The sequence below is a fragment of the Halalkalibacter lacteus genome (assembly GCF_036663595.1).
Lineage (GTDB): Bacteria > Bacillota > Bacilli > Bacillales > Bacillaceae_D > Halalkalibacter > Halalkalibacter lacteus.
This window is the reverse complement of the sequence record NZ_JAWRVL010000007.1, coordinates 12,027-27,166: the sequence shown is the minus strand read 5'-3', so window position 1 is coordinate 27,166 and position 15,140 is coordinate 12,027. Positions and strand designations below refer to the sequence as shown.

At 36.9% G+C, this 15,140-nt stretch carries 17 protein-coding genes and 1 riboswitch; of the genes, 14 read left to right on the top strand and 3 right to left on the bottom strand.

Annotation, left to right across the window (positions count from 1 at the left end; translation table 11 throughout):
- The first annotated feature begins 107 nt into the window (after positions 1–107).
- From SAZ04_RS06830 to SAZ04_RS06810, 5 genes are all read left to right on the top strand, one after another.
- Positions 108–1,625 (top strand): carboxypeptidase M32, encoded by a 1,518-nt coding sequence (locus tag SAZ04_RS06830; RefSeq protein WP_332693049.1) that lies wholly within the window; start codon positions 108–110, stop codon positions 1,623–1,625.
- 70 nt (positions 1,626–1,695) lie between these two features.
- Positions 1,696–1,995: a hypothetical protein gene (locus tag SAZ04_RS06825; RefSeq protein WP_332693046.1), complete on the top strand. Its 300-nt coding sequence runs from the start codon at positions 1,696–1,698 to the stop codon at positions 1,993–1,995.
- A gap of 164 nt (positions 1,996–2,159) precedes the next feature.
- A complete protein-coding gene (locus tag SAZ04_RS06820; protein ID WP_332693044.1) occupies positions 2,160–2,498 on the top strand; it encodes a hypothetical protein in 339 nt (112 codons plus the stop codon).
- Between the two features lie 20 nt (positions 2,499–2,518).
- On the top strand, positions 2,519–2,644 hold the full coding sequence (locus tag SAZ04_RS06815) for a hypothetical protein (protein ID WP_332693042.1): 126 nt from the start codon (positions 2,519–2,521) through the stop codon (positions 2,642–2,644).
- A 170-nt stretch (positions 2,645–2,814) separates the two neighbouring features.
- Complete coding sequence (locus tag SAZ04_RS06810; protein WP_332693041.1) at positions 2,815–3,321, top strand: small multi-drug export protein; 507 nt, start codon at positions 2,815–2,817, stop codon at positions 3,319–3,321.
- Positions 3,322–3,378: 57 nt separating this feature from the next.
- On the opposite strand, the gene SAZ04_RS06805 is transcribed toward SAZ04_RS06810, so the two are convergent.
- Positions 3,379–4,092: a YwaF family protein gene (locus SAZ04_RS06805; RefSeq protein ID WP_332693038.1), complete on the bottom strand. Its 714-nt coding sequence runs from the start codon at positions 4,090–4,092 to the stop codon at positions 3,379–3,381.
- 42 nt (positions 4,093–4,134) lie between these two features.
- Positions 4,135–4,797: a 3'-5' exonuclease gene (locus tag SAZ04_RS06800; RefSeq protein ID WP_332693035.1), complete on the bottom strand. Its 663-nt coding sequence runs from the start codon at positions 4,795–4,797 to the stop codon at positions 4,135–4,137.
- A gap of 291 nt (positions 4,798–5,088) precedes the next feature.
- Positions 5,089–5,189: riboswitch (TPP riboswitch) on the top strand.
- A 187-nt stretch (positions 5,190–5,376) separates the two neighbouring features.
- Here SAZ04_RS06800 and SAZ04_RS06795 point away from each other — a divergent pair.
- The 8 genes from SAZ04_RS06795 to fadH all read left to right on the top strand — a co-directional run bounded on the left by SAZ04_RS06795 (position 5,377) and on the right by fadH (position 12,970).
- The gene (locus SAZ04_RS06795) at positions 5,377–6,651 is read left to right on the top strand and encodes an acetylornithine deacetylase (RefSeq protein ID WP_332693032.1); all 1,275 of its coding nucleotides are present in this window, start codon (positions 5,377–5,379) and stop codon (positions 6,649–6,651) included.
- Positions 6,652–6,693: 42 nt separating this feature from the next.
- Positions 6,694–7,368 carry a thiaminase II gene (tenA, locus tag SAZ04_RS06790; RefSeq protein WP_332693029.1) on the top strand — a complete coding sequence of 225 codons (675 nt, stop codon included), beginning with the start codon at positions 6,694–6,696 and terminating at the stop codon, positions 7,366–7,368.
- Positions 7,361–8,137 carry an ABC transporter ATP-binding protein gene (locus tag SAZ04_RS06785; RefSeq protein ID WP_332693026.1) on the top strand — a complete coding sequence of 259 codons (777 nt, stop codon included), beginning with the start codon at positions 7,361–7,363 and terminating at the stop codon, positions 8,135–8,137. The genes tenA and SAZ04_RS06785 overlap by 8 nt, the downstream gene beginning before the upstream one ends.
- Positions 8,134–8,886, top strand: a complete 753-nt coding sequence (locus tag SAZ04_RS06780; protein ID WP_332693023.1) for an ABC transporter permease — start codon at positions 8,134–8,136, stop codon at positions 8,884–8,886. The genes SAZ04_RS06785 and SAZ04_RS06780 overlap by 4 nt, the downstream gene beginning before the upstream one ends.
- Positions 8,883–9,875, top strand: coding sequence for an ABC transporter substrate-binding protein (locus SAZ04_RS06775; RefSeq protein WP_332693020.1), 993 nt, complete (start codon positions 8,883–8,885; stop codon positions 9,873–9,875). The genes SAZ04_RS06780 and SAZ04_RS06775 overlap by 4 nt, the downstream gene beginning before the upstream one ends.
- Before the next feature lie 232 nt (positions 9,876–10,107).
- Positions 10,108–10,317 carry a hypothetical protein gene (locus SAZ04_RS06770; RefSeq protein WP_332693017.1) on the top strand — a complete coding sequence of 70 codons (210 nt, stop codon included), beginning with the start codon at positions 10,108–10,110 and terminating at the stop codon, positions 10,315–10,317.
- 639 nt (positions 10,318–10,956) lie between these two features.
- On the top strand, positions 10,957–11,844 hold the full coding sequence (locus tag SAZ04_RS06765) for a LysR family transcriptional regulator (RefSeq protein ID WP_332693014.1): 888 nt from the start codon (positions 10,957–10,959) through the stop codon (positions 11,842–11,844).
- 355 nt (positions 11,845–12,199) lie between these two features.
- A complete protein-coding gene (fadH, locus tag SAZ04_RS06760; RefSeq protein WP_332693012.1) occupies positions 12,200–12,970 on the top strand; it encodes a 2,4-dienoyl-CoA reductase in 771 nt (256 codons plus the stop codon).
- Positions 12,971–13,162: 192 nt separating this feature from the next.
- Here the strand turns inward: fadH and SAZ04_RS06755 are convergent, their stop codons facing one another.
- Positions 13,163–14,473, bottom strand: coding sequence for a DUF2254 domain-containing protein (locus SAZ04_RS06755; protein ID WP_332693009.1), 1,311 nt, complete (start codon positions 14,471–14,473; stop codon positions 13,163–13,165).
- A gap of 140 nt (positions 14,474–14,613) precedes the next feature.
- Between SAZ04_RS06755 and SAZ04_RS06750 the strand changes: the two genes are divergently transcribed.
- A complete protein-coding gene (locus SAZ04_RS06750) occupies positions 14,614–15,027 on the top strand; it encodes a CoA-binding protein (RefSeq protein WP_332693466.1) in 414 nt (137 codons plus the stop codon).
- The last annotated feature ends 113 nt before the right edge of the window (positions 15,028–15,140 follow it).

The following is a 15,140-nucleotide window of genomic DNA, read 5'->3' as shown; positions in this document are numbered from 1 at the left end:
CGACTTTTTTCTATAGATCCATAAGTCGAAGAAGGAAAAACGGTTCGGATGGCGAAACGATCTTTATGATGGGTTATTTATTTAAGTAGAAAGGATGGATGTTCCAGATGACAGATCGAGTACAAAAGCTTGAAGCGGATTTTAGACAATATGTAAAAAAAATTGAAGATTATGGGCAAGCACTAGCTTTACTAGCTTGGGATTCTAGGACGGGAGCTCCGAAAAAAGGAGTCGTTCAGCGGTCAGAAGTAATAGGAACATTATCATCAGAGGTGTTCTCTCTTTCAACTTCAGCTGAAATGGGTCATTTCGTACATGAATTACGTGATGACCCTGTTTATACAAAGCTCTCTGATATTACACAGAAATCTGTGGATGAATGCCATAAAAATTTTGAACGCAACGTGAAAATTCCAAAAGAAGAATATAAAGAATATGTAATGCTGCAAACGCAATCAGAATCTCTTTGGGAAGAAGCGAAAAATAAAGCTGATTTTGAATTATTTAAACCAAACTTGAAAAAAATGGTTGAATTTAAAAAACGGTTTGTCGGTTATTGGGGATATGAAGATCATCCGTATAATACACTGCTTGATGATTATGAGCCAGGTGTATTTGTTGATACCATTGACAAAGTATTTGGTGAACTTCGAGATCAATTAATTCCACTCGTGAAAGGAGTCACAGAATCATCTCATCAGCCGAATACGGAATTTCTATATAAAACATTCCCACGTGCAAACCAACAAGCACTTAGTATCGATATTTTAAAAGAAATCGGATACGACTTTGAAGCAGGACGATTAGATGAAACGGTTCATCCGTTTGCAATTGGAATTAATCCGAATGATGTTCGTGTAACGACAAAATACAATGAAGATGATTTTCGGGTTGCTCTTTTTGGAACGATCCACGAAGGTGGTCATGCTCTTTATGAGCAAAACATTGCACAAGACTTAATTGGTACACCACTTGCTGATGGAACGTCAATGGGAATTCATGAATCACAATCTCTTTTCTGGGAAAAGTTTGTCGGTAAGAACTACGGGTTTTGGGAACGAAACTATGATCTTTTGAAGAAACATGCTTCAGGACAATTTGATAATGTGTCTCTCGATGACTTTTACTTTGCTGTTAACCAAGCAAAACAATCGCTTATACGAATCGAAAGTGACGAATTAACATATTGTTTACATATTATCTTACGCTACGAGCTTGAAAAGGCACTGATGGAAGATAAAATTACTGTAGACGAATTACCAGAAGTTTGGAATGAAAAGATGGAAGAATATTTAGGTATCACACCTTCTCATGATAGAGAAGGAGTCCTTCAAGACGTACACTGGTCTTTTGGGGCGTTCGGCTATTTTCCATCATACGCACTAGGATATATTTATTCTGCTCAAATCAAAGAAGCAATGGAAAGTGACTTGCCTAACTTTGATGAACTAGTTCGCAAAGGAGAATTTGCTCCTATTCATCAGTGGTTAACGAAAAAAGTTCATCAACATGGAAAATTGAAGAAACCAGCAGAAATTATTAAGGATATTACTGGTGGAGGTATTGATTCAAAACCATTAGTACGTTATTTAGAAGAAAAGTATCGTCGCTTATACAAATTTTAATCATAGGTATTGATTAAAGTGGGTATATTTAGGTAATACTAAATATATAAATTAAGCTGGAGTGAAACTAATGCGTATTGTTGAGAAGCACCCTAGAGAACAATGTTTTATCGCTGCAATTGAAAAGGATATACAATCCTATTTTCATGGAGAAGCGAAAATATTAAGTTGCTCATTGGGAGGAAAAAAGTATAGTTTTGTTTGTCATCAAGAAGGGATACAAGTAAAAAACAATGAAGTAAAAGCATTGTATGGCCCTGCCCTTGTTTGTGATACAGACTTACAAGGACTAAGCAAGGATGAAGCTAAGCTTGTTGAACAGTATATGAAAGAGAACCAGTTTGATTTAACTAAAATATCCTTACATTAATTAGAGGAGGCCAGCATTGGTCTTCTTTTTTAGTGGGTGAATGTAGCTAATTTGTATGTTCCTAGCTGATTAATGATTCTTGTGACACAAACTTATTTTCCGATTTGAAACGGTATGTAGAATACTATCGTTTTATCATTACTAAGGGAAGAAGGTGGAGAATAATGTTAAGTTCAGCTAAGATTCGTTCATGGTTTTCATTTTTAAACGTTTCTTATTTAGTTAAAAATGAAAGATCAGTAGAGGGATTACGACGACCATTAGATACTCCAGATATTGCGGGTGAAGTATATAGTGTTGAAGAACAATGGTTGTTTATCAATGGGGAAGTATATGTAGATATAACAGCAGCGTATATGGTTGATGAAGAGGAAAAACAACTTGTAGTAAAAGATATAAGAGAAGGAGATAATGTTATAGTATGGATCGTAGAGAGCGAAATCATAAAAACATATCCTGCACTTGGTACAGCTGATTACATTCAACGTAAAAATGAAATATGAAATTGAAGGAGAATTAGATAATGAGAAGACTATTTTCTGTACTATTAATTATTTCTTTTTTAGCAATCATAACCGCATTCACATATGTAGGGAGAGGAGAAGTGGTGCCTCTTTATATAGAGGAAGGTGAATCAGTCCCTCATTAATGGACTTATGATTCACTCTTTTTTTGTTTAAGTTAGTGCTTGTTTTGTTTTTGTTAGAAAGCCTAATTCTTAGTTTAAACCAGTTCATTTTTTAAAAAAGGTTTTCTTTTTTGGAGAAAATTGTAATAGTGTACATATCAATATAAACACTATAACAGTAGGGGTGGATTATGGGGTTTTTTGAAGTGTTATGGGCTTACGTACTTGTGTTTTTATTGGCTTCTGTTCCGTTTTTTGAAGCAGTAGCGATAGTACCCATTGCAATTCTTGCTGGTTTATCCGCTATTCCAGTTACAATATTAGGTTTTGTAGGTAATTTCTTAACCGTTATCCTTGTTATTATTTTTGTTGAAAAAATAAAGCAGTGGAGAAGAAACAGAAAAGGGAAGCAAGAAGAAGGTGCTACAGAAAGTGAAAGCAAACGAACACAGCGTGCACAAAAGATTTGGAATAAATACGGAATGCCAGGATTAACGATTATTGGACCATTAATTGTTGGAAGTCACTTAACAGCTTTAATGGCTTTATCACTAGGGGGGACGAAAAGGGCAGTTGCCTATTGGTTAACAGGAAGCCTTGCGTTTTGGTGTGTGCTCTTTGCGGTTTTAACCCATTTTGGAATTGATTTTCTAAACGTTGGAGAAGGCGGTTTTCTAATTGGGATTTTCAATAAGTAATCGATTGTTGGTGAGTTTCAATGTTATATACAAAGAAGTGAGGACATTGAAATGTCCTCACTTCTTTGTGAGTGCTTTTTGAATAAAAAAAGGAAAATAAAGAAGTAGAAACATGATAAACGCAAGAAGTTCAAGAGAGAGGATGTACCATGGATAAGGCCCTAAGTAATCGAGAATGCTGACATTCGGCGGTTTTCTAGCGAGAAACATATAGTTAGCTCCAGTCGCTTGGTTGACGAGGAATGCCATTAGTGCAAATACATTTAAAACAAGCATTGATTTACTAATAGATCTGGCACTAACCGTAAATTTCTCAACCCATACCATATATAAGATAGCAAGAATAATAGCAAAATGCGCAATGAAAAAGTGAAGAAAACGAAAATGGGGAAAGGTATAAAACAAATCTGGTGTAATGAGTGCCTGTAACGCTCCAGCTAATCCGAAGAAATAGACAATTTCAAACACAAAATAACTTTTGAATACGAGCATGTACATGCACAGATATAAACTAATCGTACAAAGTTGTAATGGCAAGTTAAATCTAATATCCCATAGCTCAACGGAAATACCCCACAGTAGTAAACTTAATTCTGAAATAGCTAATGATAGTACTAGTATCCAACGACCGAATCTTTTCATCCGAGAGAAATGACGTAATGAATAAAGGAGTATAACAAAAACCAAAAAAAGAATGAGAGTGAAGATATGTACGGATGATAAAAAAAGGGAATCATCAACAAACATGTCTAATTCAAAAATAGATCGCATGTAGTCCACTCTCCTTTTGGTTACGTAAAGAACAATAGATGCTTAGGAATGATTCGGTGGTGTAGTGAAAGGGTATTGTTTTTCTTTAGCAGCTTGATCTTTGTGACGAAACCTAGATCGTTTGTATTTTCGGTAATGGTTCTGAATTTCATTTGTAGACAAATTATTTTCTTTTAATTCAATTTGATCTAGGAATTTTATTAATAACATAGCTGTGTTAATAGCATCATCAATGCCGCGGTGAGCCTTTCCTATCGGTTCGATTCCAGCTATTGTTAATGCGTTTTTAAGCCCTAATTGATTGTTGAGCTCTTCTGATAACAATTTGCCGATTGGCTTTTGGATATCATTATAGTTACGTAACCATTCAAGAGGCAGTTTATTTTGAACAGATTGATTGATGAAATGAGCTCGGTCGTCTTTACCCCAAGAGCATAAATAGTACTCTTCTCCAAGCCATTTGGAAAACTTTTGGATTCCTATGTCAAATGGCACAGCCTTTTCAACATCTTCTTCCTTCATCTTAATAAATTTTCTCGTGCTTTTAGAAATGTGACCTCGTTTTGGAAAGATATACATTTGGAAATGATCTATAATTTTTTTCGTTTGCATATCAACTTTGCAAGCACCTATTTCAACAATTTCACTCGGTTGTCCTTTTCGAAACCGTTTGATTAACTCTAGGTCAAAAACAATAGCTATCACCTTACATCATCCTTTCAATTTTCTTTAATACCTATACTCTTCTCTGATCAAGCGTTTACGATGCAGTTACGGTAAAAAAAGGAGACGAATTTAATGTAACATATCTGAGTAGAATTCTCCTCAACTTGATTAATACCCATGTATTTAATCACGAAGATCAATTACGATCATTTCAATTCGAGGTAATGATGGTTATAGGGATATAAATCATTATTCTGTTTTATCTGGTTGTAACTTGTTGATGTTGTTATCATAATATGGTACAACTAGTAGTAGTTTAAATTTAATAGCAATCACTACTAGGGGTGCTTTTTAGCTGAGAGAGATGGTCATCTTAACCCTTATAACCTGATCTAGTTCAGACTAGCGGAGGGAAGAAGTGTATGAAAGTTTCTGATATCATATTCTTGAGTTAAGCATACTTTTTGTTCTCAACCACTTCGAGCGAACTAGAAGTGGTTTTTTTGCGTCTTCATGGGTGTATGGAGGACCGATTGTCCCATAGAAGAACTCTTTTAACGTTAAATTTCTATCTGTGTTGAAAGGATATGAAGTGTGATTTCAAAAGGAGGGAAGGGCGTGTCAAAAAATTTAGATGTAATATTGAAGCAAATTGATGAACGAAAAGGTGAGATGATTGACTTACTAAAAACATTCATTTCATTTAAAACACCTGCCCCGCCAGCAAGAAATACGAAAGAGGCGCAACAATACGTCGCTACCTTTTTAGAAGAGTTAGGGTTTGAGATTGATATGTGGGATGTATACCCGAATGACCCTAACGTAGTTGGTCTTCTAAAAGGAACGGCTTCTGATACATTCAAAAGTCTGATTATTAATGGACATATGGATGTTGCAGAAGTAAGTGAGGGAGAAGAGTGGGAGATCGATCCGTTTACACCAATCGTTCGAGATGGGGTTGTTATTGGACGGGGTGCAGCTGATATGAAAGGTGGGTTGGCTGGGGCTTTATTTGCGGTAAAACTACTCCGTGAAGCGGGTATCGAGTTGCCGGGTGATCTTTTGTTCCAATCTGTCATTGGAGAAGAAGTAGGAGAGGCGGGTACACTGCAATGCTGCAAGCGTGGATACAGCGCTGATTGTGCAGTTGTTGTTGATACGAGTGACTTACATATTCAAGGCCAAGGTGGTGTCATCACTGGTTGGATTACGGTGAAAAGCAATCAGACATACCATGATGCTACAAGAAGAAGCATGATTCATGCCGGAGGCAATTTAGTAGCTGCAAGTGCAATTGAAAAAATGATGAAAGTAATGGAGGGCCTTGGGGAACTTGAGCGCCACTGGGCCATTACAAAAAGCTATCCGGGTTTTCCACCAGGTGCGAATACGATTAACCCAGCAGTGATTGAGGGTGGAAGACATGCAGCGTTTGTCGCAGATGAGTGCCGATTGTGGATTACTGTCCATTTTTATCCAAATGAAACATACGACAAAGTAGCAAAAGAGATAGAAGAACACATTTTAAAAGTGGCTCAAGGTGATATATGGTTACGTGAGCATCCTCCTACGTTTACTTGGGGTGGAACTTCGATGATTGAAGACCGTGGAGAAATTTTTCCATCACTCGAGATCGATCCAACCCATCCGGGAGTCCAGATACTAGCACGCTCACATCAACACGTAACCGGACAAGAGGCGATTCTTGATGTCTCTCCAACCGTAACAGATGGTGGATGGTTAGCGGATGCAGGGATTCCGACGGTTATTTATGGCCCTGGAGATTTGCTGAACGCCCATTCTGTCAATGAACAAGTATCGATTGATCAATTAGTCGACTATACAAAAGTTCTTGCTACGTTTATTTATGAATGGACAAACCGCCATTCATAAAGTAATGGATAATCGAACTATCGTAAAAAGAGGTGCTTACACGTGAAATTTAGTGAACGTTTGTATGAGAAATTGCAGCCGATTTGGAAGAAGAATCATGCTCACCCATTTGTCCAAGGAATTGGAGATGGGACGCTTGATCGTGAGAAGTTCCGCTTCTTTATGATTCAAGATTATTTGTACTTAATCGATTATGCGAAGCTGTTTGCTTTAGGTGCTATGAAAGCAGAAGACGTTGAAACGATGGGAAAGTTTGCAAAATTATTAGATTCAACTTTAAATGAAGAAATGTCTCTTCATCGTCAATATGCAAAGAAGTTTGAAATTGAAGAACAAGAGTTTGAACAAGCCAAACCAGCTCCAACAACCCTTGCCTACACACATTACATGTTACACGTTGGTCAAAACGGGACATTAGCCGATCTTGTAGCTGCTGTTCTTCCTTGCATGTGGAGCTACTGGGAAATTGGAAAAGAACTAAATGAAAGACCAGGGGCAAGTACGCATGAATTTTACGGAGAATGGATTCAAATGTACTCTTCAGAAGAATTTGGTAAATTAGCTCATTGGTGCATTGACCTGCTTAATACATTAACAGAAGGAAAACCTGAGTCGGAACTTAGAAAGCTCGAAGAAATCTTTTTAAATACGACGCGTTTTGAGTATATGTTCTGGGATATGTCATACAAACAGGAAATGTGGCCAACGGATGAGTGAACGATCTTTACAGTTTAAAGGGGTCAGTTTTCACTATAAAGAAAGCAAAAGTGAACAATCAGTTCTCATTCTAAATTCACTCGATTTTGATGTCCATAAAGGTGAATTCATTAGCATAATTGGGCCAAGTGGATCGGGGAAAAGTACGATTTTTAGACTCATAACAGGACTTGAAGAGCCTTTAAATGGAAAGATCCTCATAAATGGAAAAGAGTATCCGAATCGCTATGGGAAAGTCGGATATATGCCGCAACAAGACTTGCTCATGCCTTGGAGAACGATTTTGGACAACGCGGCACTTCCTCTTGAATTAAAAGGGATAAAAAAGCAAGAAGCTCATAAAAGAGTATCCGACCTACTAGGTGAGTTTGGATTAAAAGGTGTTGAAAAAAAGTATCCAGGCGAGTTATCTGGTGGCATGAGGCAGCGTGTTTCGTTTTTAAGAACAGTGTTAAGTGGATCAAGTGTATTGTTGTTAGATGAACCGTTTAGTGCCCTTGATGCAATTACACGATTGTCGATGCAGGAATGGTTGTTAGAACAATGGGAAAAGTGGAAAACAACGATTTTATTTATCACTCATGATGTTGATGAAGCCTTATTTTTATCTGACCGTGTATTTGTTTTTACAGAAGCACCTGTTCAAAAACTCGTGGAGGTACATGTTCCTTTAACACGTCCAAGAGAAATTCGCGATATCAACTCACCAGACGTGATTGCGGTGAAAGAACAATTAATCGAACAACTACGTAAACAGGTGACATCATGAGGCATGTAAAAGATTATGTAACACCAGCGATACTTATTGTTGCTATAATTCTGATTTGGGAAATCGTTTCTAGAGTGATTGGTATGACATTCATTTTGCCATCGCCTACAGAAGTAATGGTGAAGTTATATGATAGTCGAAACACGTTATTTCTTGTTCATTTGCCAGCAACGTTAGCGATTATTTTAATTGGATTAGCGTTCTCCATCTTTCTTGGGGTTGGATTAGCGATTTGGATGAGTGTAAGTAAAGCTGCTGAAAAAGCATTTTACCCAATTATTATTTCATCACAAACAATTCCGATTATTGCTCTTGCCCCAATTTTTGTCCTATGGTTTGGCTATTCGATCTGGAGCAAAGTCGTTGTGACACTCTTAATCACCTTTTTTCCAATTACGGTTAACACGTTCGATGGCCTTCGTTCAAGTAGCAAAGAGTTAAAAGAACTGATGCTGACAATGGGTGCGAGTAAGAAGGATATTTTCTTTAAATTGAGTGTCCCTTCAGCACTCCCGCATTTTTACTCAGGTTTAAAAGTGGCCGTAACCTTAAGCGTTATTGGGGCCGCGATTGGAGAATGGCTAGGAGCCAAAGCAGGTCTTGGCTACTTTAGTAGACGGATGATGACGCAATTTGATGGGGCGGGAGTATTTGCACCGATTGTTTTGTTGTCCGCAATAGGAATTGTGTTATTTTTGATTGTTGTAGTACTCGAGAAAATTTCGTTAAAGTGGAGGAGAACAGAATGAAAAAGTGGATAACAGCTAGTATTAGTGCATTAATGGTAATAGGTCTTGCAGCTTGTGGTGGAGATAGTGAAGAAGAAGCTAAGTTAGCAGAAATTGATATTATGTTAGATTGGTACCCTAATGCTGTACATAGTTATTTATTTGTAGCAGAAGAAAATGGCTACTTTGAAGAAGAAGGAGTGAAGGTGAATATTCAATTTCCAGCGAACCCAACGGATCCAATTAATTTAGCTGCAGCTGGACAAATCACTCTTGGTATTTCGTATCAACCAGATGTCGTAACTGCGCGTGCAAACCAAGATGTTCCAATAAAATCAGTTGGAGCCATTGTTCGTTCCCCGCTGAACCATGTGATCTTTTTAGAGGATAGCGAAATCCAAAGTCCGAAAGATTTAGAAGGCAAAACAGTTGGTTATCCTGGTATCCCAGTCAACGAAGCACTTATTAAAACAATTGTTGAAAATGATGGTGGTAACGCAAATGAAGTCCAAATGATGGACGTCGGTTTTGAGCTAGGCTCTTCAATTGTCAGTGAGCGAGTAGACGCAGTATCTGGTGCCTATATTAATCACGAAGTTCCAGTTTTAAGTTATGAAGGTCACAAAACACGTTACTTCAATCCAGTTGATTACGGAGTGCCAAGTTTTTATGAACTTGTTGTTGTGACGAGTGATCAAACATGGGAAGCGCAAGAAGAAGAGATTAAAGCCTTTTGGCGTGCGGCGACAAAAGGATATGAGTTCATGAAGGAAAAACCTGAAGAAGCTCTAAACATTTTGTTAACTAACCAAGATGAATCAAACTTTCCTCTTATTGAAGAGGTGGAGAAAGAAAGCTTAGAAATCCTTCTTCCAAAAATGGAGTCCGATGTAGGATTTGGAAGCCAAGAAGAAGCCTCGTGGCAAGATACAATTGATTGGATGTTGGAATTTGAATTAATTGAAGAAGCACCATCCATATCCGATATTTTTGTCAACATTGTAGAATAAGTTGCATATTATGAAGCTACTGACTGATTTATCAGTTAGTAGCTTTTCGTTTTGTCTACTTTGGAAATTTTGTCCATGTAGTGACGGGCTTCATTTTTTTCTGATATAAAACCTAACGAGATGTTTGAACGGACAACTTTATACGTTGTAAGATTTATACAACAAGCAAAACAGAAAAAATGCTTGATAGTCTCGCTTTGTAGGGACAATAAAAAATGAAGGAGTGATTTCTTTGATAGAACAATATTTAGAGGAACGTTTCGGAATTGTACAGGAGGATATATTGGTTTCTCCATTCACGAACAAAACCGCCACTGTCAAAGAAGTCTTACACACTGTCGAACAAAGAGGTCATGAGGAGAAGGTTCTCGAAAAAATACAATTAATCCAGTCGTTAGGACGAAAAGGAGTTATTATGTATTTGTCTGACCTTTCAAAATGATTGAATATAGAGAAAGCGATAGAGATTTGCAGTAGAAATGAGCAAAGACTCTCTGCATAGCCAAATAAAAACTACACCTTTTGAGAGCAACTAAAAAGGTGTAGTTTTTTTATTAAAGTAACTTAGTGTTTGGGAAGAAGAACTAAAGCCTCCGCAAATATTCTGTCTACAATTGAGAAAGCTTAAAGAGAAAGTTGCATTTTAGTTGTGAAGGGGCTCTGTAATCAATCTTGGTTATTTTTCTTTGCCTTAAATAGGTCCTTTAAAGGAGTTTTCTCTAGTGCTTTGTTTTTTTCTTTCTTGTCATTCTTATTTCCTTTGTGCGCATACCATGAAATAATTTTCAAATTAAGCACCACCGATCATTGATTTATTTACTAGCTTATATACGCTTTGTCCAAGTATATGAGTCTAATAATAATTTATGATCATTCACTCTATCATAGTTGCCCGAGAGTACTCCCACTTCAAATTTTCATTAGGAAATTAAGTCTCAGGAATATTCATATCTCGTATAACATGCAAGGTCTACTATAGAAAAGAATTAATAATAAGTGAAATATATACCGAAAATCCTTATCATTTGATAAATTTATGGTAAGGTGAATAGGAACGATGAAATGATAAGAGGGATTGAAAATGAATATAGATCATTTGAAGATTTTTGTGACGGTTGTAGAACTACGACATTTTTCAAGAGCCGGAAAATTATTGAATTTATCTCAGCCGAATGTCAGTTTGCATATTCGAAATCTAGAAAATGAGTTAGAAACGACTTTATTTATCCGCTCTCCGAAACAAGTAAAAGTAACAGCAGCAGGAGAGATGTTTTATATAAAAGCGAAGAAAATTCTTTCTCTATATGAAGAGGCAAAACAGGAAATTGCTGATCAAAAGCATATTGTGCAAGGAGCAATCAAAATTGGTGCTAGTTTTACGATTGGGGAATATATCCTTCCTAGAGTTCTTGCTGAGTATGCATTAGAACATCCGAAGGTAGATGTAGAGGTTATTGTTGGAAATACAGAAGAAATCATTGATAAGACACGTTCAAAAGAGTTAGATATTAGCTTAATTGAAGGAGAAGTCTTCGATACAGAAGTAGAAACTGTTCCTTTTATGAATGATGAAATGATTATAATTGCTCCAAAAAATCATTCATTATCGCAATTGCGAATCGTTAAACCTGACTTGTTACAAGATCAAGTATGGATTTTAAGAGAGAAGGGCTCAGGTACACGTGCCTATAGCAACCAACTTATTCAAACTTTACAATTGCAAGTGGATCGAACTTTTGTTTTTAGTAGTAGTCAAGGAATAAAGGAAGCCGTATCTGCTGGACTCGGCATTGCGATGATATCACGATTGACCGTAAGGAAAGAACTAGAATTGGGTGAGGTAAAGGAGATCATTGTAGGTAATCGGAGATTCACTAGAAACCTTTCTATTATTAAAGGGAAATATGATTTTATTTCTAGAGCACATGATTTATTTGTCGAGAAAATAATGAGCATTGAAAAAAGATAAGATGAAAAACTTATTTTTTTTGTCAGTAAAGTTGCAGTTTTGATGATAAGGAAACGTTTTCAATTGACATTTAAAATACATAATTTTATTTTTAAAGACATAAGCAAATGAAGTTAAATTAGAAAATCATGTAAAAAACTTCACTTCGGAAAGGATTTCTCTTGAAAATGGTTTCTAACGCTAAGAGGAACATGTTATGATTAATTGAGGTGGGAAAGTTTAACTTAATCCTTTTGGGAAGCAATCTAGGGTGATAGGTATTATACCGATAAGAAATAAGACAGGAGCTTATTTCAATTCAATTAATAAATGAATGATTATTCATTCACTATAAAACTTAACGGGGGATAAGACGATGAAGGGAAAAGCGGTAATTGTAACAGGGGGAAGCAATGGAATGGGGAAGGCAATGGCAAAACGTTTTGCAGAACTAGGTGCTTATGTGACAATAAGTGGTCGTGATCAAGAAAAATTGGAGCGTGCAAAGCAGGAAATTGAGTTATTTGAAGGACAGATCTTACCTTTTGTTATGGATGTAAGAGAACCAGAAAAAGTTCAAGCGATGGTTGACCAAACAAAAGAGGTATTTGGTACAATTGATTATCTTGTCAATAATGCTGCCGGTAATTTCCTTGTTCACGCAGAAGAACTTTCTGTTAATGGCTGGAATGCAGTCATTGATATTGTTTTGAATGGTACATGGTATTGTACACAGGCAGTCGCAAAAGAGTGGATTAAAGAAAAAAAGGCTGGGAGCATTACGAATATTGTTGCAACATATGCATGGACGGCTGGGCCAGGTGTTGTTCATTCTGCAAGTGCAAAGGCAGGGGTGCTTGCTATGACAAGGACGCTCGCTGTTGAATGGGGAAGTCAATATGGTATTCGAGTTAATGCAATTGCACCAGGTCCTGTTGAGGGTACTGGGGGAGCCGAGAAGCTCATTTTACATGACGAAGCATACAAAAAAGTCGTTTCAGGTATACCAGCAAAACGATTTGGAAAAGTAGAGGAGGTGGCAGGAGTCGCAGCATTTCTGTTTTCGAAAGAAGCTCAGTATATTAACGGTGATTGTATTACGATTGATGGTGGACAATGGTTAAATGGATCGGCACTTAAGTTTTAACATATATGAAAGCGCTCTATATGACAGGTTTGAATAATGCAAATTAAAAAGGGGCCCCTTTAATTCAGTGAAGTTGCAATAGCTCCGCTCTCTGCGCGCCTGCTTTGAGTAAAATGCTTAAAAAGATTGCAGAGGCTCTACTCATTGCTAAAAGGTTGTTCCAAAAGGGAAACCCGCCCTTTGGAACAACCTTTATAACGGATGATAATCGTTAGCATGTTCGGTTTGGATAGCTAAGTGTTGGATTTTTTCATTTATATATGCTCGATCAAGTTCGAGCAATGATTCTTTCTTAATTCCTTGCTGGATGTAACGAGAAAATTTCCAGATCATTCCTTTTGTTTTTTTATCATTTTGTGTTGCGATTATTTGTAAGGAATCAATCATGGCAGCCACGACAGAAATATCCTCAATCCCATAATGACGGATTTGGTAATAGCAACGATATAGATAATCTTCAAAATGTCGCTGCTTTACCATGACACGAAGGCTCTCGTGTTCGTCATTGTAAAAGGATCGGTGAAGGTTCTTTTTTGCTAAAACAGTCAAGATTCTTGCAAGAGCACGAATACCACTTATCGCCGTGTTTGGGTCGTTTATACCAGGTGAGAGCGCGCGTAAGGTAATTTCTACTAGTTTCGTCAGTCCAAAATCTATATCTTGGATGGTTGCTCGTTCTTCACCCACATGAAATAAACTTTGATAAACAGAACGGTCTATCTTCTTCATAGTACCCCAAAATGAAAGAATAATTGTTCCTTTTTCTAAAAAATCGCCAAGTCCTACTTCCACTTTTACAATGATGTTATCGTTACTTGCTAGCTCAACTAATTTTTTCAATTCAATGACTAATAAATAGCCTGATTTTGCAGCATGCATATAGGTCGGTTCCACTAGATTAAGTTCTTCATTTTCCCAATCTTTCCAAGGTTCATCAGCAACCTGAATTTCCTCATCTTCGTAATTCTCATGAATGGATTCAATCGTTTTTCGTGTAATATGATGGATTAAATTACTTACTTGTATCCACCTCCCTACATGATGGACAAAAAACACAAAAAAACCTACACAAATAATGGCATAAATCACTGCTAATGTCGGAGAGAGGAAGAGAAATTGCTGACTCGTTTCACGTAAAAGCAATAAAAGGATTAATGAATAGACAAAGCCTCCAATAAAAACACCGAGAATGCGTTGTGTATGTACATCTGTTATAAAATCTTGCATCGTTCGAGGTGAAAATTGTGATAAATACGTTGTTAGTACGACCATAATGGTTGAGAATGAAATGGTCGTCATTGTTAAGAGAGACGATGTGATTGTACTTAATAATGTTTGAGCTAGGCTCAAGTCTACGATAAAAACAGCAGGTAAAAAATCATGATTTATATTTGAATCTATACAAATACTTACTCCAGCTAAAGCAATAGAGATCATTCCATATAAAGCAGGGATAAACCAAAAATGTGAGCGTAACATAAGCAATGTGGGACGATTTTTCATTATGAATCCTCCCTTCGTTAATATATATTATTAGTTTTTGCTAATTTAATGAAATTAAACGTTTCTTTTCCAGTTATTGCAGGAATAGATACGTAATGTGCTGAAAAAGAATTACGAAAATTAGTGAAGGAGTGATCATGTTGACCATTCAATATCCAAGTAACGAAGAGATTAAGCAATTGTTACAGGAAAGCAAACGTATAGCGGTCGTCGGTCTTTCGCCAAACCCTGAACGTACGTCTTATATGGTTTCAGAAGCAATGCAAAATGCTGGATATGAAATCATTCCAGTTAATCCTTCTGCTGACGAGGTGTTGGGCGTAAAAGCTGTCGGTTCGTTAAAGGAAATTGAAGGGGAAATTGATATTGTCAATGTCTTTAGGCGAAGTGAATTTTTACCAGAGGTTGCTCAAGAAACGATTGAAGTAGGTGCTAAATCATTTTGGGCTCAACTTGGCCTAGAAAATGAAGAAGCATATGAAATGTTAACAGAAAAGAGGATCAAAACGGTGATGAATCGTTGTATTAAAGTCGAACACGCAAAATGGAAATAAGATTTATAAGAGCTTAGCGTGCAATGCCTGCACACTCTATGAGAAACCCACTCAAATCAGGTTTAATAAAGTAAAACGGTTCCTTTTATTGCTTTGGAAGTGTCCCAAAAGGC

Excerpts from the sequence above, each read along its gene's own strand:
- SAZ04_RS06830 (WP_332693049.1), top strand. The coding sequence starts at position 108 with ATGACAGATCGAGTACAAAAGCTTGAAGCGGATTTTAGACAATATGTA.
- SAZ04_RS06825 (WP_332693046.1), top strand. The coding sequence starts at position 1,696 with ATGCGTATTGTTGAGAAGCACCCTAGAGAACAATGTTTTATCGCTGCA.
- SAZ04_RS06820 (WP_332693044.1), top strand. The coding sequence starts at position 2,160 with ATGTTAAGTTCAGCTAAGATTCGTTCATGGTTTTCATTTTTAAACGTT.
- SAZ04_RS06815 (WP_332693042.1), top strand. The coding sequence starts at position 2,519 with ATGAGAAGACTATTTTCTGTACTATTAATTATTTCTTTTTTAGCAATC.
- SAZ04_RS06810 (WP_332693041.1), top strand. The coding sequence starts at position 2,815 with ATGGGGTTTTTTGAAGTGTTATGGGCTTACGTACTTGTGTTTTTATTG.
- SAZ04_RS06805 (WP_332693038.1), bottom strand. The coding sequence starts at position 4,092 with ATGCGATCTATTTTTGAATTAGACATGTTTGTTGATGATTCCCTTTTT.
- SAZ04_RS06785 (WP_332693026.1), top strand. The coding sequence starts at position 7,361 with ATGAGTGAACGATCTTTACAGTTTAAAGGGGTCAGTTTTCACTATAAA.
- SAZ04_RS06780 (WP_332693023.1), top strand. The coding sequence starts at position 8,134 with ATGAGGCATGTAAAAGATTATGTAACACCAGCGATACTTATTGTTGCT.
- SAZ04_RS06775 (WP_332693020.1), top strand. The coding sequence starts at position 8,883 with ATGAAAAAGTGGATAACAGCTAGTATTAGTGCATTAATGGTAATAGGT.
- SAZ04_RS06765 (WP_332693014.1), top strand. The coding sequence starts at position 10,957 with ATGAATATAGATCATTTGAAGATTTTTGTGACGGTTGTAGAACTACGA.
- fadH (WP_332693012.1), top strand. The coding sequence starts at position 12,200 with ATGAAGGGAAAAGCGGTAATTGTAACAGGGGGAAGCAATGGAATGGGG.
- SAZ04_RS06755 (WP_332693009.1), bottom strand. The coding sequence starts at position 14,473 with ATGAAAAATCGTCCCACATTGCTTATGTTACGCTCACATTTTTGGTTT.